The organism is Pontibacter sp. LHS1 (genome assembly GCF_058932855.1).
Genome location: NZ_JBZYWF010000014.1, coordinates 30111 through 52072, shown reverse-complemented (window position 1 = coordinate 52072; position 21962 = coordinate 30111). Strand labels below are relative to the sequence as shown.

11 protein-coding genes are annotated in these 21962 nt (G+C 49.9%); 7 read left to right on the top strand and 4 right to left on the bottom strand.

Annotated features, from left to right (window positions below; translation table 11 throughout):
* Positions 1-228: 228 nt before the first annotated feature.
* Positions 229-7974 carry an Ig-like domain-containing protein gene (locus tag AC5FXQ_RS19445; protein WP_493604074.1) on the top strand — a complete coding sequence of 2582 codons (7746 nt, stop codon included), beginning with the start codon at positions 229-231 and terminating at the stop codon, positions 7972-7974.
* 73 nt (positions 7975-8047) lie between these two features.
* On the opposite strand, the gene AC5FXQ_RS19440 is transcribed toward AC5FXQ_RS19445, so the two are convergent.
* Positions 8048-9937 (bottom strand): CocE/NonD family hydrolase, encoded by a 1890-nt coding sequence (locus tag AC5FXQ_RS19440; protein WP_493604073.1) that lies wholly within the window; start codon positions 9935-9937, stop codon positions 8048-8050.
* 153 nt (positions 9938-10090) lie between these two features.
* Between AC5FXQ_RS19440 and AC5FXQ_RS19435 the strand changes: the two genes are divergently transcribed.
* Entirely contained in the window at positions 10091-10708 is a 618-nt protein-coding gene (locus AC5FXQ_RS19435) for a hypothetical protein (RefSeq protein WP_493604072.1), read from the top strand.
* A gap of 78 nt (positions 10709-10786) precedes the next feature.
* Entirely contained in the window at positions 10787-10972 is a 186-nt protein-coding gene (locus AC5FXQ_RS19430; protein ID WP_493604071.1) for a hypothetical protein, read from the top strand.
* Between the two features lie 3 nt (positions 10973-10975).
* Here AC5FXQ_RS19430 and AC5FXQ_RS19425 read toward each other — a convergent pair whose 3' ends face one another.
* Positions 10976-11668, bottom strand: coding sequence for a TIGR02117 family protein (locus AC5FXQ_RS19425; RefSeq protein WP_493604070.1), 693 nt, complete (start codon positions 11666-11668; stop codon positions 10976-10978).
* Positions 11669-11879: 211 nt separating this feature from the next.
* Between AC5FXQ_RS19425 and AC5FXQ_RS19420 the strand changes: the two genes are divergently transcribed.
* The 4 genes from AC5FXQ_RS19420 (at position 11880) to AC5FXQ_RS19405 (ending at position 16902) form a co-directional block, all read left to right on the top strand.
* On the top strand, positions 11880-14438 hold the full coding sequence (locus AC5FXQ_RS19420; protein ID WP_493604069.1) for a M14 family metallopeptidase: 2559 nt from the start codon (positions 11880-11882) through the stop codon (positions 14436-14438).
* Positions 14439-14615: 177 nt separating this feature from the next.
* Complete coding sequence (locus AC5FXQ_RS19415; RefSeq protein ID WP_493604068.1) at positions 14616-15140, top strand: DinB family protein; 525 nt, start codon at positions 14616-14618, stop codon at positions 15138-15140.
* A gap of 103 nt (positions 15141-15243) precedes the next feature.
* The gene (locus AC5FXQ_RS19410) at positions 15244-16683 is read left to right on the top strand and encodes an SLC13 family permease (protein ID WP_493604067.1); all 1440 of its coding nucleotides are present in this window, start codon (positions 15244-15246) and stop codon (positions 16681-16683) included.
* A 36-nt stretch (positions 16684-16719) separates the two neighbouring features.
* The gene (locus AC5FXQ_RS19405) at positions 16720-16902 is read left to right on the top strand and encodes a hypothetical protein (protein WP_493604066.1); all 183 of its coding nucleotides are present in this window, start codon (positions 16720-16722) and stop codon (positions 16900-16902) included.
* 292 nt (positions 16903-17194) lie between these two features.
* On the opposite strand, the gene priA is transcribed toward AC5FXQ_RS19405, so the two are convergent.
* Positions 17195-19726 carry a replication restart helicase PriA gene (priA, locus tag AC5FXQ_RS19400; RefSeq protein ID WP_493604065.1) on the bottom strand — a complete coding sequence of 844 codons (2532 nt, stop codon included), beginning with the start codon at positions 19724-19726 and terminating at the stop codon, positions 17195-17197.
* A gap of 148 nt (positions 19727-19874) precedes the next feature.
* Complete coding sequence (locus tag AC5FXQ_RS19395; RefSeq protein ID WP_493604064.1) at positions 19875-21938, bottom strand: thioredoxin domain-containing protein; 2064 nt, start codon at positions 21936-21938, stop codon at positions 19875-19877.
* Positions 21939-21962: the final 24 nt, after the last annotated feature.

Sequence of the window (21962 nt, the reverse complement as noted above, 5' to 3'; positions counted from 1 at the left end):
CGGACATTTCTTTGTCCCTTATAAGCCCACCAAAATGATGTTGTCTGGCTTTCTGTGCCTGCTGGGCCAGTAAAAGCCTTTGCTAACCAGGTTACTCTCTCAAAGAGTCCTGTACCTCCCTCCGAAGCTCCTGTAGAGCCTTCGCATGATCCCTATTGCCTTTTGTAACCGAAAACAAGCACCGAAACCCTAATAGCGTGCTCGCATCTCACCTTAAATTTTGAGTATATGAGAAAGAATTTTACGCAATTGATTACGAAAGTAAATTCAATAACATGGCAGCCTCAGGTAGTGGGGTTGCTTTTGCTGTTTATGATGCTCGTGTCGCAGACGGCGGTGGGGCAGACTATTTCAATGATTAGTCCAAAGTGTGTAACTGCAGGTGGAGGTTCCTTTACACTTACTATTACGGCTTCTGACTTCAACGGTAGCTCATTAATTTTTGTGAATGGGAACCAGCTAGCGACTCAGATTAGTGGTAACAACCTTATTGCTACTGTACCAAGTAGCCTAACTCAATCTGTTACAGTTCTAAAGGTGCAAATTTCTAAAGGCTCATCCAGGTCAAGTGAGTCGGACTTATTTGTGTTGGCACCTCCACAAGTTGTTCCAAGTGCACGCTGTGGTACTGGTACTCTCCAACTTACTGCTTCTGGGACACCCACTGGCGGAAGTTACCGCTGGTATACAGCATCAACAGGAGGTATAGCCATTAGTGGCGCGACCACCGCTAATTTCACAACACCTATATTGAATAATAGTACAACGTATTACGTATCAATGGTTGGTGGAGACTGCGAGAGTGCGCGTACAGCCGTTACAGCCACCGTCAACCCAGTGCCCGGTGCGCCTGCTGTTAACTCCAACGAGCGCTGCGGCACCGGCACCATCACGTTGGCGGCAACCGTGGGGGCTAATGGAACAATTGTCCGCTGGTATACTGCTGCAAGTGGGGGAGATCCAGTTGCAACAGGCCCTAGCTTCACCACGCCATCAATAAGCGCCACCACCACCTACTACGTCTCCAGCTACAACGCCACCACGAACTGCGAGAGCGACACGCGCACCGCAGTTACGGCCACCGTCAATCCGGTACCTACAACACCAAGTATTAGTCCAAATGCCCGCTGTGGTACTGGTACTGTAACACTTGGTGCAACAGTAGGAAACAATGGCACTACTGTGCGCTGGTATGCAGCCGCAAGTGGAGGTGATCCAATTGAAACAGGATCTTCCTATACAACACCCTCAATCAGCCAAACAACTACATACTATGCCTCAAGTTATAACGAAACGACAGGTTGTGAAAGCGCAAGATTACCTGTAGTAGCAACTGTTAACTCTAATCCGGCCGTTTCACTTGCTGATCTTGCACCTATATGTATTGAAGCCTCTGCTATAGCACTTATGGGAGGCCTGCCAGCAGGCGGTACTTATTCAGGTGCAGGTGTAACAAATGGGATATTCAACCCAGCTACTGCAGGAGTAGGCCCTCATGTAATCACATATACCTATACCGATGAGAATGGGTGTACAAATTCAGCTTCTAAAACGATTCAAGTAACAGCAGCGCCTGAAGTTACACTTGATGCATTTAGTCCAGTGTGTGCTAACGACGGTGTTATTACTTTAAGTGGAGGCCTTCCTGCAGGTGGCACTTACAGAGTCAATGACGTAGTAGCTACACAGTTCAATCCCGCCACTGCAGGTGCTGGCACACATACTATTACTTATACAGTTACTCAGAACGGGTGTTCTATCACAGCAACCCAAACCATACTTGTCAACCCGGCACCAAGTGTTACTTTCCTTCCGATTTCAGCAGTGTGTGTGGATGCGGAAGCATTTACTTTAACAGGCGGAAGGGTAGGAGGAACAGTTCCGACTACAGGTACCTGGAGTTACAGTGGTACAGGTGTTACAGGTGAGGGTTTTAATCCAGCTACAGCCGGAGTTGGCACGCACCAAATAACCTATACCTATACAACACCAGAAGGCTGCACAAATTCAGCTACGCAAAGTATTATTGTGCATGCACTGCCAACCGTGACCCTTGCAAACATTAGTGATGTTTGCGTGAGTGCGGCTCCGATTACCTTGGGAGGTGGGGCACCGGCTGGAGGTACTTACTCCGGGTCAGGCGTATCAAACGGTATTTTCAATCCTGCAACGGCTGGGGCGGGGGATCACACGATTACCTATACCTACACCAATGCGAATGGCTGTACTAGCACAGCCACTAACACCATAGCCGTAAAGCCTCTTCCAGTAATCTCCGTTACCAACAGCTTGGCGATTTGTGTAGGCGGTTCAGCCACACTAACGGCAAGTGGGGCAACTACCTATCGCTGGGAGCCGGCAACAGGACTAAGTGCTACGACAGGGGCAACTGTAACAGCAAGCCCTACTCAAACAACTACCTACACTGTGTATGGCACTACAGACGGTTGCGAATCAGAAGCGAGAACAGTAACAGTTACAGTTAATCCACTGCCTTCGGCAACCATTACGCCGACAGGACCAACAAATTTCTGCGAAGGTAATTCAGTTGTTCTAAATGCTCCTGCAGGAACTGGTTATACCTACGCCTGGTACCGCAATGGTGCGTCAGAGGTATATTCTTCGGACCGCAGTATCTCTGTCGAACAATCAGGTAGCTATGTAGTTCAGGTGACAAATGGATTCGGATGCTCCGCTACTTCGTCGCCTATGGAAGTAATTGTTGTCGAAATAGACCCCAATGTGGCCACTATCACCAATACAGGCTCACTTACATTCTGCCAGGGGCAATCGGTGCTACTACAGGCTGCCGCCGCGCCTTCTGGTCAGGTATATGAATATCAATGGCAGGTGAACAAAGGAAGTGGTGAGGTATGGGAAAATATTTTAGAGGATGCAGATGACCGTACCTACAGAGCAGCAGCTTCAGGAAGGTATAGAGTAGTTGTAACCAATGTACCTCAGGATGGCGAAGCTCAATGTAGTAAAACATCAAGTTCTCTAACAGTTACTGTTAACCCATTACCAGTAGCAGACGCAGGAGCAGATCAAACGTTATGTGCAATTGCTGGTGCACCTACTAATTTCACAATGGCTGGTATCGCAACGAATGGTACAGGCCAATGGACGGTTGTGAGTGGAAGCCAAACAGGTAGTGCTTCTGCCACCATCACAAATCCTGGTTCACCGAATGCTACAGTGAGTGTGTCTGGTGCAGGATCAGTGCGTGTGCGATATACCGTAACAAGTAATGCAAACCCTTCTTGTAACAGTACCTTCGATGAAGTTACGTTGACAGTTAATCCGTTGCCAGTTGCTAGTGCCGGACCAGACCAGACCTTATGTGCTACGGGTGAGACAACCACTTTTACCTTGGCAGGCTCAGTAGCTAACGGCACAGGTACATGGAGTGTAGTAAGCGGTAACGCCACCATCTCTAACCCATCCTCTATGACTTCCACTGTTTCTGTAACAGGCACGGGATCGGTTGTCCTGCAACTTCTTGGTACAAGCAATACAGATCCAGCCTGTGGAACAGATACTGATCAAGTTACGCTGACTGTTAACCCGCTACCGACAGCCAGTGCAGGAGCAGATCAGAACAAGTGTGCGACAGGAAACAGTACAACCTTTGATCTCTCAGGCACAGTAACGAATGGTACTGGTGTGTGGAGCATAGTGAGCGGTAGCAATATTGCCTCCATTTCCAGCACGACTGCAATGACTCCGACCGTTACAGTGACAGGCCCCGGTACAGTGGTAGTAAGGTTGACTACAACCAGTACCCTCACTCCACAGTGTGCAGCCGCAACCGATGATGTAACGTTGCGAGTGTATACTACCCCAATTGCAGGTGTAACATCAGCCGGTCCGACCACGGTGTGTGGTGGTTCTGTTGCCTTAACGGCTAATTCTACCCCTACCAATGCCGCCTATACCTATCAATGGTATAACGAGAGCGGAGCGATTCCAGGCCAAACCGGCAACACCTACAATGCGACGGCTTCTGGTGACTATTATGTTATCATAACTAATCCTGAGAACGATGGTTGTGCCAGCGCTGCTTCGGCCCCTGTATCAGTAACGGTTAACCCTGTGCCTACCGCACCTTCAAGTGTGGCAACAAGTGCGACTGCACTTTGTGGAGCTGGAACAGTTACATTAAGCGCCACAGCTGGTAACAATGCAAATACAGTACGATGGTATAGCGCCAACACAGGAGGTACTTTGCTAGAAACCGGGCTGTCAGTAGGACGTACTGTGAGCGCCACAACAACTTTCTTTGCTGCTAGCTATAATACTACTACAGGATGTGAAAGCAGTGCAAGAGTTCCTGTGACTGTGACGGTGAACCCTATACCTTTAGCACCAAGCAACGTAGCTGTTAATCCAACATCTGTTTGCGGATCAGGTTCAGTCTCACTTAGTGCAACTGCTGGAGCTAATGCAACTACCGTACGATGGTACGATGCCCCCTCTGGTGGAAATTTGTTAGCGACAGGTCCTACTCATACGCTTAGCGTTAATCAGACCACCACTTTCTATGCGGCCAGTTACAACTCGACTACGAATTGTGAAAGCAGTACAAGGGTAGGGGTAACTGTCACGAGTAATCCAGTTATTGCCACACCTTCCATTACCAACCTAACTCCAAATAAAGTATACTACTCAGCAGAGTCTTCCTTCATACTGACAGGCAGCAATCCTGGTAATGGTAATAAAGGCGTGTTCTCTGGTCCAGGTGTAACAGTAGAAGGTAATAGCTACAGATTTACACCTTGTAATGCTTTGCTGGCAGGACAAGATGAACGTACGATCAACATAACTTATACTGTAAGCAGCAATTCTACAAATTGCGAGAACTTTGTAACTGTTCCAATAAAAGTGAAGCGGTCTACATACACAACTATTGTGACTGCTGACCCATTCCCAACCTGTAAAGGACAGAATACAACTTATACAGCCAGCGTATATAGAGACGCTGAAGTCATTTATCCATACCTGGTTAATGCAGAAGGTATACCTGTTAAAAGTGATATGGTGACCCCATTAGGCAACAGAGAATATCCTTTACCTAACCCTGCCTATTTTGAAGACCCAAGCAGTATACCTCAAATACTTTGGATAAATACTTATCGATATTATCAGCCTAAAATTGTTTCAGGTACTTTGATGGATCCAGCATTATTCAACTTTGCATGGACTAAAAATATGTCAGGAACACAATTCGCTAATAGTCCAACAATCAGCAATGCAGGCCTCTCATCTATGGATTATTATGCCGTGTATGTTACGAATAAAAATACTGGGACCACATGTGCTCCTGCGATTGATAGTAAAATCTCAAACAGGGTATATACCGCAGCACCAGTAGCCTATGAAGTAAGCATCACAAGTAACAACAATATTATTTGTCAGGGTGGTTCGGTAACAGTTAGTGCAAATTTAGATCAGGCATTCGGCTTTTGGAATGATATAGCACTCACGCTCTACCTGATGCATAATAGAAATGGAGTAATAACCCAACTTGAAGCCAGACCTTATCAATCATCTGATGGTTTTACAGTGAACTTCACGACGAGTGGAGGTGCTGTAGGAGGTCTGCAGAACGGGGACTTGTTATATATTGAGTTTAGCTCTGTGATTGACAGACAAAGTGAAGTGCGAAGCAAATGTTCTCAAGACTTCATGACAAACCAGATCACCGTGACTGTAGTGGCACAGCAGACTATGACTGCAAACGCTGCACGCTGTATCAATGGTGCAGGTGTTCCGATTGGACTGACAAGTTCTCAGGCAGGTGTTCTTTACCAGTTGAGACGTGATGGTGTTAATGTAGGAAGCCCAATAACAGGAACAGGTAATGCGATAACCTTTGGTGATTTCACTGAAGCTGGTACTTACTCAGTACAGGCACTTGCTGGTACTGCTGCTTGTCTTAGCTTTGGGCAAACCGTTATTAATGTAACAGCACTCCCGCAAGTGCAGACGCTTACTGCGGCTGATAACGGTGCGTATTGTGCAGGTGGAGCCGGTGTTCCTATCACGTTAGGAGGTTCACAAAGCGGCGTTAGTTACCAATTGGTGAGAACTGCCGGCAGCTCAACTGGTAATGTAGGAGACCCGATCATTGGTAATGGCCAAGCGATTGTTTTCCCGGCTCAGACAATAGCGGGTACTTATACAGTAGTTGCTACGACAGTTGCTGCTCCCGGTACCACCGCAGCCTGTAGCCAGACAATGGGCAGTACCGAAGTAATTATCAATCCGCTGCCGCTTGCTCAAGCCTTCAGTGGGGGCGGTAGTTACTGTGCGGGTAGTGGTGGAGCCCCGATTGGGTTGCAGAACTCTCAAGCAGGTATTACCTACAACCTAAAAAATAGTGCTGGCAGCAATGTAGCTACTGTAGTAAGTACTGGAGGTGCAATCACGTTTGGCAACTTTACGGCAGGTAGCTACTCAGTTGAAGCTGTTAACACCGCTACTTCCTGTTCTATGAGTATATCAGGGACTATCCAAGTAATAGAAAACCCATTGCCGACTGTGTATAACGTAACCGGAGGAGGTAGCTTCTGTGCAGACGGCACCGGCGTACCAATTGGACTCGGTAACTCGCAGGCAGGGGTAAGTTACCAACTTGTGAGAACGGTGAATGGAAATTCTGAAAACGTCGGAAGCCCTGTAAGTGGAACAGGCGCTGCTATCTCTTTCGGAACTCAGACTCTGGCAGGTGTCTACAGCGTTGAAGCAACATCTAATGCTACTCCGCCTTGTCCTTTGCCGATGAATGGCACAGCTACAGTAATAATAAATGAGTTGCCTCTAGCAATTGAAGCAACAGGCGGTGCTTATTGCAATAGAACATTTGGAGAGTTAGGCACTGAAATTACTCTACCTACCTCAGAAATTGGAGTAAGTTATCAGTTAATTAAGCTTTCTGATAATTCAAATGTTGGAGGTGAAATGTCCAGTACTTCAGGAGGACCATTAAGCTTCGGGAAGCAGTTAGAAGGAAATTATAAAATTGTAGCTACCAGAAATAGTACTGGATGTAAACGAGATATTTCAGTGCCTGAAATCGTAGCCAATCAACCAATCATAGCTTTAGGAGAAATCCTGATTTATGATGAAAATGATCAGTTAGTATCGAATAAAGAATTAGAGGCCGGAAAAAAATATACCTTCGAGGCAAATTCCAATATCATTCAAGCTGGACATGCAAATGAATCATCAATAAGATGGTATATGGGAGCACCAGGGGAGGAAGGTCAGCTCGTTCATACAGGGCGTAGATATACTATTGAAAATTTGCAGTCCCTTTCTGTGGCGGTAAGATGTGAGATACCGATAAATGACGGACTATGCTATGATTGGGAAGCTTTTTATGTGATGAACATACAAGAAATCATTCCTCTCCCAGTAGAACTCCTCTACTTCAACGCAACCAAGCGCGGCAATGACGTGGTACTGGATTGGGCGACGGCTTCGGAGCTCGACAATAAGGGCTTTGAGGTGCAGGTTTCGAGTGACGCGAAGAACTTCAGAGCACTGGGCTTTGTGGAGTCGAAGGTAAATACGACCAGCTTAAAACAGCTATACAGCTTTGTGGACAAAGAGAACGGCAAGCAGGGAGTTCGTTACTACCGACTCAAGCAGGTGGACCTGGATGGCAAGTTTGAATTCTTCAACATCAAAGCAGTACACTTCGATGAAGTGTCGATGAACAAGGTGAAGGCTTATCCAAACCCATTCCATTCTGAAGTGGAACTGAGCATTGATGCGGAACTGGACGGTGAGTTGCAAATCACAGTGACAACCGCTACAGGCCAGCAACTGCTGCAGCGAAGCGTGCAGGTGGCGAAAGGTACTAACATCGAGAAGCTTACGCTTGACCCGAACCTGCCACGTGGGGTGTACATCATCTCAACCCGCATGGGCGATTTCAACAGTCATTTCAAATTACTCAAACAATAGACTATTAGGGTTTAATAAGAAAACCCCGGGTATTTTACCCGGGGCTTTTATTTTTTATACCTATAGCATTTGCTTATAGTACTTTCACCTTCAGACTGGTCGGCTGCTGTGGAGAGTGATATACCTTGTGGGTAGCCTTGGTGAAGTCTTCTTCGTTGGCCTCAAAAATATTATCTACATATTTCTGTGGGTTGCGGTCCACCAGCGGGAACCAGGTGCTCTGGATCTGTAGCATGATGCGATGACCTTTCTTGAATGTATAAAGCACATCCTGCAGCTCCACGTTTACGTCTGCTACCTTGTTTGGCACAAAAGGCTCCGGCTTTTCAAAACTGTTGCGGAAACGACCGCGGAAAACTTCGCTGCGCACCATCTGCTGATAGCCACCCATGCGCTTGTCAGGCTGGTGTACATGTGCGGCAGCTGTGTCAGGGTATACATCAATCAGCTTTACTACCCAGTCAGCATCAGTGCCGGTAGTGGCTACTTTAAGCTGCGCCAGTATCTCGCCAGCCAGTGTAAGGTCCTCCGTCAGCACATCGGTCTGGAAGGTTAACACATCAGGGCGACGACTGGCGAAGCGCTGGTCATCGGTCATGTACTCGCGGGTCATGCCGGTGGCGATGGCCTCAGTGAAGGGCACCGGTTTGGCCGGGTCGCTGATGTATTCGCTGGCCTCAGCTGTACCTGTTTTGGGTGCTTCGAAGCTCAGTTTGCCATTGGCGTGCAGGTATAGCGTTTTCTCCTGAGCAGCTTTTGGTGGCCAGGTTTCGAACTCACGCCACTGGTTGGTGCCGCCCTCAAACATAATAGCTTCTGGTAGCTTCACCGGATTTTTCGCATCATCTTTCAGGTAGTGGGCAAAGAACTTAGCCTCCACGTCTTGCTGATACCAGGGAGAGTGCGCCTTCCCAAAATGCACGTTGCCGATGCTGCTGCCGTCGCCGCGCGCCCAGCCACCGTGTACCCATGGGCCCATCACCAGCATGTTGGTCAGCTTCGGGTTGTTCTTTTCGATGTGCTGGTAGATCTTTAGCGGACCATACAGGTCTTCAGCATCGTACCAGCCGCCAACCGTCATCACGGCAGTGCCTTTCAGGTTTTTGAGGTGCGGCAGTATGTTACGGTCCTGCCAGAACTTGTCGTAGTTAGGGTGTGCGGCCATCTCGTTCCAGAAAGCCACCTGGCCTTTGTAGTACTTCTCGTCAGCATTCTTTAGCGGACCCAAACGCATGAAGAACTCATAGCCATCCGGAGTGCCGTGGTCGAAGCGGGGATTGCGGTTTGGGGTGGGTTCCGGGCGGGGCAGACCGAAGCTGGCCAGGAAGTTGAAGGCATGCGGCAGAAAGAAAGCGCCGTTGTGGTGGAAATCGTCCCAGAACCAGTCGGCAATTGGGGCCTGTGGCGACACGGCCTTGAGGGCAGGGTGGTTGCTCATCAGACCGGCAGCGGCATAGAAGCCCGGGTAGGAGATGCCCCATTGGCCCACCCGCTTGTTGCTGTTCTTCAGGTTCTTCACCAGCCAGTCTACAGTGTCGTAGGTGTCGGTGCTCTCGTCTATGTCTTTCTTGCCTTTCTTATTTGCCACATGCGGTGTCATGTTCACAAAAGTGCCTTCCGACATATAAGCGCCGCGCACATCCTGATACACAAAAATATAGCCGTCGCGCATCATCGTTGTGCTTGGGCCAAGGGAGGTCTTATATCCTTCTTCGTACGGGCCTGCAGAGTAAGGCGTGCGGTTGAGCATGATGGGGTACTTTTTGCTCTGGTCCTTCGGGGAGTATACCACTGTGTACAGCTTCTTGCCGTCACGCATCGGTATCTGGTACTCCTGCTTGGCGTAATGCTCCCGGATATACAGCGAGTCCTGGTTGACCCGCTGGGCAAGCGCCTCACCCGCAAACAGCCACAGGGCCAGCAGCAGGAAAAACGCACGTAAGTAAAGGTTGTTTTGTCGCATTGGAAGAGATTTATGTTTAAGGAAGATTGTTTTTCTGCCTGAATATAGCCATTCCAGCGTATAAGTAATAAACAGCGCTTTTAGATTTTACCAGGCTCAGGGCTATGGGAGAACTAACTGGTTTAAATCCCATCAATTTATAGGACAAAGCATATGGAAAACCGTTTACATCCCACTGATTATGAAGAAGGGCGACCACCAAAGCGGCCTTATCAGGAGAACAGACTGATTACATTACTCAAGAGACCGGCTGTGTTCATCCCTTTGCTACTGGCGCTTGCTTTTCTGATCATTCTCCTGGTCATGAACTCTTCTAAAAACAAACAGCTCCGCGAAGCCCGGGAACAGGCGGCGCAGGAAAGGGAGGCGATTGTCACGCAGGCCAATCAGCATGTAACCGAAAATACCACCTATTTCCTAAGGACGCTGATGATGCCTTTTTCGTGGTCTGTCAGGTCAGCGATGATGTCGAGGAACATGGAGCAGGTAGACCAATACCTGTATGCGTTTGTGCAGGAACCTAATTTTGAACTGGTGCTGTTAGCCGACAACAGTGGGAAGATCATCAGCACTACAAACCAAAAGTATAAAGGGGAGCTGTTTGCAGATCATTTTCAATCCTCAATGCTTCAGGCAGAGTCTATCACACTAGACATAAGCGACTCCACCAGTATCAAAGTAGCTGCACCCATTATGGGGCTCAATGCAAAATTAGGGACACTCTATACTGTTTACAAGCCAGAGAATCCGATCACAGCGGAAGGAAAATAGATAAACGTTTTTTGATGTTAGGACCTTGAATATTCGATAAAAACAATATATTTGGAGATAAACCTCAATCTGCCAAATATGAAAACGCCTGACATTACGAAAAGAGACATCAAATGCTTTTTGCTAGGTATAGCAACTATCTATGCTGTTGATATTGCGGTAAACTGGGAAAGTCACAAAACAGCCTTTATACAGGGAGTAGAAGATGGCTCTGCTGATGCCGCCAAATCGACTGAAGGTCTAAGATTAGAAGAGCGTAAGTAGAAACTACTCCCGCACCTGTCGCATCACCACAAATGAAAAAGGAGCCCAAAGAGCGGCCCGATGGCCCATGGCTTTGAGTCCGCCGTTTACCCAGCTGTTGCAGGTCTTGAAGAGGTGGAATTTGCCGTTTGCTTCGTAAAAATTGTCGCGGGAATGATAGCCCCCGCCTTCGATCAGCAGAAACTCGCCATCGGGTTGTTGCTGAAAACTGTCCAGGATATACTGCACCAAGGCCTTGTACTGCTCCTGACTTATGATCACAGGTTGCTGGTATTTGTTTTGCCGGAGCGGTTTGGCGATGTACTCCACGTGCATGGCGGTGCGGGTAGGCCAGAAGAGGGAGGTGATGGCGGTGGTGAGGGTGAGGTCCTTCCACTCGGGTGTTTCCATGTAAAACTGCCGGTCGCCCCAGCCGAAGCCCACGTGTGTGAAGGAGCTGTCGGCGCCGGAGAAATCCTGCACGTACAGCTTGTCGCGCCAGTCTATGATATCGGTTTTAACAGGCAGCACCAGATCCGTGTGCACACCGTTGTCGGTGACGAAGATCTCTACACCTTCCGTAGTTTGCGCATAGCTGCTGTTGACAGGTATACTGCCAAGCGTTAGTCCGGCCAGTACGTAGAGTACGGTCATCAGGGCCAGTCCCGCCATAAATGCCTGGAAGCCTTTGCCGGTTTTTCGCCAAAACAGATACATAGCTATAGGTACGCACATAAGGAGTAGGGTGTCAGGTATAAAAAATAAACCGAAGCCCGCCTGTTAAAATTCCACCCTGACCAGTCTGCTCTTCTCCCAATCATTGTATAGACAGTCTTTGCAGGTATAAAATTGTCAAATTCAGCTTTTTTGCGCAGATTGTGACTTTATTTCCTGTACCATCAACATACCTCCTTTTAAGCAATTGATCATGCAAAACACAATGAAGCGATTGTTCGCTTTTGCCCTCGTGTTGCTGAGTCTGCAATCGGCTATGGCGCAGCAACAAGCCTTGCAAACACCAGCGCAGTTTCTGGGCTATACCTTGGGTGAAGAATTTACAACGCATGCCCGCATCACAGACTATGTAAAGTACCTGGCACAGCAGGCCCCGAACCGTATTCGGGTGCAGGAGTATGGCAAAACCTACGAAGGAAGGCCTTTGCTGCTGGCTTACGTAGCCAGCGACGAGAACCTGCCGCGCCTCGAGCAAATTCGTGAGAACAACCTGCGCCAGGCAGGTATAGCCAACGGACAGGTACAGGGCAAGCAGCCGGCTATACTTTGGATGAGTTACAACATCCATGGCAACGAGTCGGTGAGCAGCGAGGCGGTGCTGCAGGTGCTCTACGACCTGGTAGACCCAAACAACCAGCAGACGAAGAAGTGGCTGGAGAACACCGTGGTGATTCTTGATCCTTGTGTGAATCCGGATGGACGCGAACGCTACGTGCAGTGGTACAAGCAAGTGCAGAATCAGGGAGGCAATGCTTCGCCGTATGCCTGGGAGCACTATGAGCCCTGGCCAGGCGGCAGACCCAACCACTACTATTTTGACCTGAACCGCGACTGGGCCTGGCAGACACAGATCGAGTCGAAGCAGCGTATGGCGCAGTATAACCAGTGGCTGCCGCAGGTACACGCCGACTTCCACGAAATGGGACCGGAGCAGCCTTACTATTTTTCACCTGCCGCCAAGCCCTTGCACGAGAGCATCACGCCATGGCAGCGTGATTTCCAGTACACCATCGGCGACTACAACCGCCAGTACTTCGACAAAAACAACTGGCTATACTTTACCCGTGAAAACTTTGACCTGTTCTACCCAAGCTACGGCGATACCTGGCCTACCTTCAACGGTGCTATTGGTATGACTTACGAACAAGGCGGTTCTGGTCGTGCTGGTTTGGCTTATAAGAAGCAGGACGGCGACACGCTCACATTAACTGACCGTATCGCGCACCACCACATCGCCAGTCTGGCCACGCTGCAGGCTACAGCCGAAAAAGCAGACCAGCTCACGCAGGAGTTCCGCAAGTACTACGACAACAACCTGAAGAAGCCAGCAGGTGACTATAAGACCTTCGTGTTCAGGGCTGATGACCGCAGCGCTGGCAACCTTAAGGCGTTGACGGATTATCTTGATCAGCAGCAGATTCAGTATGGCTTAGCAGGCAAGAGTAGCTCGTCTAAGGGCTTTAACTACGCCACCGGTAAAGAGGAAAGCGTTCGGGTGAATCAAAACGACCTGGTGGTGAGCATGTACCAGCCAAAGTCTACGCTGGTGAAGGTGCTGTTCGAGCCGAACTCAAATCTGGAGGATTCACTGACTTATGATATCACTTCCTGGGCCATGCCTTACGCATTTGGGTTGCAGGCTTATGCTTTGAAGAGCCGTCTGGAGCCAGGTAATCAAAAGCCAGCCAAAGCAGCCAATGCTATCTCGGTAGAGCGACCATTTGCCTATCTGGCTCGCTGGAACAGTCTGCAGGATGTGAAGTTCCTGACTGAGCTGATGGCACAGAAAGTCAAGGTGCGCATGTCAGAGAAACCCTTTGAGATGGATAACCGTCAGTACGATGCGGGCACCCTGATCATCACCCGCACCGGAAATGAAGGGATGGGCGACAAACTGGATGCTGTGGTGCGGGCAACTGCCGAGAAACATGGCATAGCTCTACAAGCCTCCACGACGGGTTTTGTGAGCAGCGGTGCCGACTTCGGTTCAGGCAGTGTGCGCTTCCTCAAAACGCCGAAAGTAGCTATCATGTCAGGTGAGGGTGTGTCGCCTTATGCTTTTGGCGAGATCTGGCATTACTTCGAGCAGCAGATCGGCTATCCGGTGACGGTGCTTGGCACCAGTTATTTCGGTAACGTGCCGCTGCACGAGTTCGATGTCCTGATTCTGCCTGCAGGCTCTTACGGCCGTGTGCTGAATGAGCAAACGTTGGAGCAGGTGAAGAACTGGGTGCGTGGCGGCGGCAAACTGATTGCCTTGGAGAGTGCCGCTGGCTTCCTGGCCGGTAAGAAGGACTTTAACCTCCAGAAGAAGAGTGGTGGCGAAGCGGCTGAGAAAGAGAAAGCCAAAGAAACGAAAGAAGATCCTTACCGTCTGCTGCGTGCTTACGGTGACCGGGAGCGTGACGCTATCTCAGAGGATGTGCAGGGCAGTGTGTTCCGCGTGAACCTCGACAAAACCCATCCGCTGGCTTTCGGCTACGGCGATACCTACTATGCCCTGGTACGTACTTCCGACACCTTCAGCTTCATGAAAGAAGGCTGGAACGTGGGTGTGCTCAAAAAGGATAACTATGCTACTGGTTTTGTAGGAGCCAAAGCAAAAGAACGCCTGAAAGATGCCCTGATCCTGGGCACCCAGCCGATGGGCAGAGGGCAGGTGGTATACCTGGCTGACAACCCGCTGTTCCGCGGTTTCTGGCATAACGGCAAACTGCTCTTCGGCAATGCCGTGTTCCTGGTGGGGCAATAATATATGAGCCAAACTGCTTTTCCCAGTAGGAGAGAAGAGATGCGAAAACAGTTAAAAAGCGAAGGCCCGGCTAATTAAAGCCAGGCCTTCGCTTTTTATTTCTAACTCTAACTTGTATACACGTATAATTTGTACCTTCACGGTATACCTATAATCCTACTACCAAATCCCAAAACTATGGATAGAATGATCAGTGCGCCTAATCCAGCTGAGTACGACGAATTCTTCAATAGCTACATTGGTAACGCCAAGACCGATGACCTGCTGTCTGCCCTGGCTGCCAGCGAAGAGTACATCGTCAACTTCATGCTTTCACTCAAAGAGCAGCAGCTGAACCACCGCTACCAGCCCGGCAAGTGGTCAATCAAAGAGATGCTGGTGCACATGGCCGATACCGAACGCATCTTCGCCTACCGTGCCCTTTGCTTCGCCCGAAATGATAAAACGGAGCTGCCAGGCTTCGACGAGAATGCCTATGCAGAACACAGTAAGGCGGATGCAAGACAGATTACATCCATTTTGGCGGAGTATGCTGCCGCCCGCCAGGCCACCATCGAGATGTACAAAGGTTTTGATGACGAAGTACTGAACAACACAGGAATAGCCAGTGGCCGGAGCGTGTCAGTCAGAGCACTGGGCTTTGCTATTTTGGGGCACGAGATCCATCACCTCAATATTATCAAGCAGCGTTACCTGGTCTAGGCTGAACTCACAAAGAGTACGGCAGGTATAGCATTCGTTATTTTTCCCCGAACCCATAGCGTAGACCTGCAGTTTCTGCTGGTTTATCGCTATATTTATATCCATGACTTTAAGCAGAAGAAACATAGGTTTGCTGCTGGCGCCTCTGCTGGCTGTTATCATGTGGTGGCTGACAGGCGGACTGGAGCCTCAGGCCCGGAAGGTAGCGACCATTATGGTTTTCTGCCTGGTTTTCTGGATGACAGAGGTGATTCCGCTCTCGATGACCGCTTTCCTGGGCGTGGTGATGGCGATACTGACAGGTATAGCCGACATCAGCACTGCTTTCCAGAACCTCGGTCACCCCATCATTCTGCTTTTTATCGGTAGCTTCCTGCTGGCCCGCTCCATGACCCGCCATGGCCTCGATAAACGGATTGCACTCTTTATTTTATCCCGAAAGGTTTTTCAGAAAAGCTTGTTCAGCATGTTTCTGGGTTTCTCGCTGGTGTCGTATGTGCTGTCGATGTGGGTGAGTAACTCTGTGACGGTGGCCATGCTGCTACCACTTACCATCGGGGTGCTGCAGCTCATTCAGGAACCGGAATCACGCAGAAGTCCTGCACCTTTTTTCCTGTTAGGTATAGCTTATAGTGCGTCGATCGGGGGTGTAAGCACGATCATCGGTTCGCCTCCTAACCTGATCGGGGTGAACTACCTGGCCAAAGAAGGCATCAGCGTTGACTTTCTGCAGTGGATGATGATGGCACTGCCCATATCACTGAGTATGTATGCCTTTATGCTGCTTTATGTACGTTGGTTCCTCAAGAAGTTCAGGTTCAGTGCGGAAGGTATAAGAGCTTACGTGGAAGAACACACACATACCCAACCTCCCATTTCGAAAGGCGAACAGATCACGATGGGTGTGTTTATGCTCGCGGTGGTGCTGTGGTTGAGTCCGGGCGTGTTTAACCTGTTGGGAATGGAAGCAGCCTATACCTTCATGAGCACCTATTTTGCGGAGAGCACGGTGGCGGTACTGGCTGCGCTGCTGCTGTTCCTGATCCCGCCGGGGCAGGAGAATGGGGGAGAAGGTACGCTGACAGCGGGTGACCTGGTGAAGATAGACTGGGACACGATCCTGCTGTTCGGGGGAGGTATGGCACTAGGGCAACTGGTGGTTACCTCAGGACTCGCCGATGTGATCGGAGCAGGTATAACCTCTTTCATTGATCCGGAGCAGCTGATCATACTGGTGTTTGTGCTGGTGGGTGGTGTGCTCATGCTGACCGAAGTGAGCTCTAATACGGCGATCGCCATCACCTTTGTACCGATCATCATCGGTATACTGAACCAGCTGCAGTTGCCGGAGCTTTACCCTGTATTGGGTGTAGTCGTGGCCTGTAGCATGGCCTTTATGCTTCCTGTTGCCACACCGCCCAATGCCATTGTTTACGGAAGTAAACAAGTGCCCATCAGCACTATGGTTCGAACTGGCCTAGTCCTTAATCTGGTAGGCACGGTCATTATTACAGCCTGGGTTGTTTTCTATATCTCCCTCTGATTTTATACCTTGTTATTTGCACTCAAATAGAAGCTTATGCCTAATCAACGAATATTTAGAATACTGCTTGCCATTGCCTGCTTTGTGTTTGCCGGTGTGAAAGGCTGGCAGATCATGAAGGGAGAGTACGAATGGATGGATATCTTTTTCCTGATCGCTTTTCTGGGCTTCGGAATTATGTATGTAGTACTGCTGAACAAGAACAAGCCGCAGGAATAGGAGGGGGTTAAAAAGAGAAAAACCTGAAAGTTAAAAAATATCTTGGTAGACATTCCCAACTTTCAGGCTTTCAACTTTTAGCCAAAGGTACTCATTATACGCCCCTGATTTTGGCAGGGTTACAAGCGCTTTCAAAAAAGTAAAATATTTTTTTGAACCGTTCGTTAGATCAGGATTTAGTGGTTCTAAGAAGTTGTAACCGTACTTTCTGTTGAATACACCTGCCCCAGAGTAGATTTGGTGACTGCTACTCCGTAGGTATAGCCGTCACCAATATCAGATTAGAAGTGCACTAAGCCGGATCCACATCCGCAACCACCCTTACCCCCTTAAAATCAGGCAGAAGATACAGTTGCTGGATTACCTTGGCAATCGCCTGTTTGGCAGCTCTGAGGTTTACATTCTCCCGCGGCAGCTTTACGTGTATCTCGTTCAGGAAAAGATTCCGGATTTTGAAGATGTACGGTACTTCAGGACCCAGCACCAGCTGCGTTCCCATCTGATCCGTCAAATCCTTCGCTAGCACAATGGCAGCATTTTCGGAGACTTTCTCGTCGGCGTGCTTCACTGTGATGCGGATCATGCGGGTGAAAGGAGGGTAGCCAAAGCGCATGCGCTCCTCTATTTCGTGTTCGTACAGGGAGGTATAGTCGTTGCTGTGCACCTTGCGGAAGATCGGCTGGAGCGGGTCGCGGGTTTGAATGAGTACTGTGCCCGGCTTGCCCTTACGACCGGCACGGCCGCTCACCTGCACAAACAGCTGATAAGCCCGCTCATGTGCCCTGAAATCAGGGAAGTGGATGATGCTGTCGGCGTTGAGTATACCTACCAGGCTCACATTCTCAAAGTCCAGACCCTTCGTCACCATCTGAGTACCGATCAGCACATTCGTTTTGCCACTCTCAAAGTCGGCGATGATCTGCTGGTAGCTGTTCTTTTTCTTGGTCGTGTCCAGGTCCATGCGCTGTACCTCTGCGTTGGGCAGCATCAGCTTCAGGTCATCTTCCACCTTCTCGGTACCAAAACCCATGCTTTTGAGCGTGGTAGCGCCACAGGCCGGACAGTCGTGCGGCATGCGCTCGTGATAGCCGCAGTAGTGGCAGCGAAGCTCGTTGTTATACTTGTGGTAGGAGAGGCTCACAGCACAGTTCCGACACTTTGGAATCCAGGAGCACTCGTCGCAGCTGATAAAAGGAGCATAGCCTCGGCGGTTCTGGAACAGAATCACCTGCTCGTGTCGCGCCAGCCGCTCTTCGATGGCGGTAACCAGTTTGCCTGAGAAGTGGTTGTGCATGTTCTTGCGATGCTGCTCTTCCCGTACGTTAATCAGCTCAATGGTAGGTAGCTTGGCCTCACCGAAGCGTTTGTGCATGTTAACCAGTCCCCAGCGGCCTGTTTTGCAGTTGTAGTAAGTCTCAATGGAAGGTGTGGCGGAGCCGAGCAGGGTTTTAGCCCCCTGCAGGTGGGCCATCATCAAAGCCGTTTCGCGGGCGTTATAGCGGGGAGCCGGGTCGTATTGCTTGTAGCTAGGCTCGTGCTCCTCATCGACAATGATCAGCGACAGGTTATGGAAAGGCAGGAACACCGCCGAGCGGACGCCCACCACCATCTGGAAACGACCAGACAGCACACCCTGCCACACCTCTGCCCGTTCATTGTCAGAGAATTTGGAGTGGTAAATGCCTAGCTTATCGCCAAACACCTTCATCAGGCGCGTTACGATCTGGGCGGTCAGCGCAATTTCGGGGAGGAGGTACAGCACCTGCCCGCCCGCCTCCAGGGCATGCTTAATCAGGTCGATGTATACCTCCGTTTTGCCACTACCCGTCACACCATGCAGGAGCACCGTGTCTTTCTCTTTGAAAAGGCCCAGAATCTCGTCCTTTGCCTGCTCCTGGTGCTCCGAAAGCTTCATGGGCTGCAGCGGCACGGTATTATCCACAGGGAAGCGGGAAATAATCTGATCAAACTGCTCCAGCACGCCTTTTTTGATCAGCGAATCGATAGAGGACTTGGAAAGGTGTGGGTTGTTTGCCAACGCACTTTTCTCTATACCTGCCGCATTGAGGTGGATGTTCTGGTGCACCGGCACCTTCTGCAGGTAGTTGAGCAGGATGTCAAGCTGCTTGGGCTTGGTTGCCAGCTGGTTGAACAATTCCTCCAGCATACCCTCTTCCTGCACAAAATGCTCTGTCAGGCGGATTTTCTTCACCACTTTGGGCGAGAAACGGTCACTTACCTGCTCAAATATGATGATCGCCTCTTTCTGGATCAGTGATTTGATGTACTTATGGTAGCTCTTCACCTGCAGCAGGTTGCCTACTTCTGTAAAGGTAAGCGCCGGGTTTTGCTGCAAGGCATAGATGATCTTGACCTCCTGCGATGCCAAAGGTATGTCGTCTTCTTCAGGGTTAAAGTGCGGATGCAGCTGTATGCGCGACTCGCTGCTGAGTTTCAGTGCCGAGGGTAAGGCTGCATTGATTACCTCACCGATGGTACACATGTAATAGTCCGCGATCCAACGGAAAAGCTTGAGCTGCGGGGCCGTCACGATGGGTTTATCGTCCAGCACATCCAGAATATACTTGGCCTGATAGTCGGCGGGGGCGTTTTCGTGGATGTCAGCTACGATGCAGCTGAGTACACGCTTGGCGCCGAACTGCACAATTACCCGGGCACCCACCAGCACCTCGTCGTTCATCTCGAAGGGGATGCGGTAGGTATAGAGCTTCGGCAGCGGCAGTGGCAGAATCACGTCGGCAAAGAGGGTGACGCGGTCCACGGCCGGCTCCGGCGGGTAATTGAAATTGAGTAACTCAGACAAGGGCGCAGGTATAGGTTGTACCTGCAAATGTCGCAAAAAAGCATGTAAATCCCGAAGGCTTTCAGGAAGGTATAGCTATACCTGTCGCATGACCGCGTGAGGAGCCATAGCGGCACATTCCCAGTCTTGCAGCAAAGTTCCGCTATACCTACAGCGATGGAAACTTAGGAGGCTCGCCATTACCCTTCTGCAACTGCTCCAGCGCCTCAGCCGCCGTATGCACCGGCAACTGGCAGGTCTTTTTATAGCAGACATACACTGTCGTTTTTCCATTGATAGCGCTGCGATCCTTCAGCAGGGGGAGCTCACTCTGGCTTTCGGTACCGGCCAACAGCATGTTCGGGATGTAAAAGGAACTGAGTTCAGAGCGCATCTCCGGTGCCAGGTGCCCCACGATGGCAACTTCAGCGGTAGGTTGCAGTTTGTGGAAGTACAGGCTGGCCCAATTGCCCATGTGGTTCGGCTCTTTTACAACCAGCTCTTTTACCTGCGACAGCATGGTGTCGGAGAGTTGCTGGTAGCGCTCCTCGTCAAAATACAGCCCGAGCAGGTATAGGTTGGTGGCCATCACGGAATTCGATGACGGAACCACATTGTCGAGCAATTCTTTTTTGCGGGCCACCAGTTTTTCGGCGCTCTGGTCTGTGAAGAAAAACAGCTGCTCCTGCTCGTCAAAGAAGTTAGCTAAGGTATAGTCCGTTAGCAGCCTGGCCTCCTGCAGGTATTTTTCGTCAAAGGTGATTTCGTATACCCGGATCAGTGCCCGGATCAGCAAAGCATAATCTTCCAGGAAAGCGGCAATAGAAGCCGTGCCTCTCTTATAGTTGCGGTACAGTTTCTCGCCCTGTTTCAGGTGCTGCAGTATAAAATCAGCATTACGGACAGCCAGGTGCAGAAAGTGCTTGTTGCCGAAGGTATAGTAAGCATCAGCCAGGCCTTTGAGCATGATGGCGTTCCAGGAGCAGAGGATCTTGTCGTCCAGCCCCGGACGAATGCGATAGGATCTCACTTCCATCAGCTTCTCTTTCCAGGTCTTGACCATCTCCTCCAGCACCTCCAGCTCCAGTTCGTTTTCTTTGGCAAAGTGCTCATCGCTGATGCGGCGGTGCAGGATATTCTGTCCATGCTCAAAATTACCGGTCGTGGTCACGTGGTAGTATTTCGACAGGATCGGCTCCTCTTCTTTGAACAGGTCCTGCAGCTCTTTGCGCGTAAACACATAGAATTTGCCTTCCACACCCTCACTGTCTGCATCAAGCGATGAATAAAAGCCGCCCTCCTCGCTCATCAGTTCACGTTCTGCAAAGGCAATCGTTTCGTACACCACATCTTTGTAGAGCGGCTCCTTGGTAAGCTGATAAGCTTCTGAGTAAAGACTGATCAGCTGTCCGTTGTCATAAAGCATCTTCTCGAAGTGTGGCACCAGCCATTTTTCATCAACCGAGTAGCGGGCAAACCCACCGCCGATCTGATCATAAATGCCACCATAGGCCATTTCATGCAATGTGAGGTTCAGGTGCTTCAGTGCTGCCTCGTTTTGGGTGTGATAGTAATAGCGGAGCAGGAACAGGTAATTGGCCGGCATTGGAAACTTCGGCGCTTTGCCCAGGCCACCGTGCTTTTTGTCGAACTGCCTGGCCAGGTTGCGGTACATTTCCTCAAACTCCTCCTCACTTACTTTTGACTTACTTTGCTGCAGACCAAACCGGGCTAATTCACTCATATTGAGGTGCTGCACAAATTGCTCTGCCGAATGGTCAAGCTCCTGACGGTTTTTCTTGTAGGCATCTGCGATATTAAGCAATAAGTTTACCCACTGCTGCGGTGTGAAATAGGTGCCGCCATAAAAAGGCTTTGCGTCCGGGTTGAGAAACACATTGAGTGGCCATCCACCACGAAGGCCCATCGCCTGCAGAGCATCCATATGCACTGCGTCCACATCCGGTCGCTCTTCACGGTCCACTTTGATACACACGAAGTGCTTATTCATCACCTCCGCAATCTTTTCGTCTTCGAAGGACTGATGTTCCATCACATGGCACCAGTGGCAGGCGGCATAGCCGATACTCACGAGTATAGGTTTGTCTTCCTGCTTTGCTTTTTGAAGCGCTTCTTCGCCCCATGGATACCAATCCACCGGGTTATAGGCATGCTGTAGTAGGTAAGGGCTACTCTCGTTAATCAGTCTGTTCGGATTTCTTTCTTTGGCCATTGTCATTTCTTTTGCAGGCTGTTA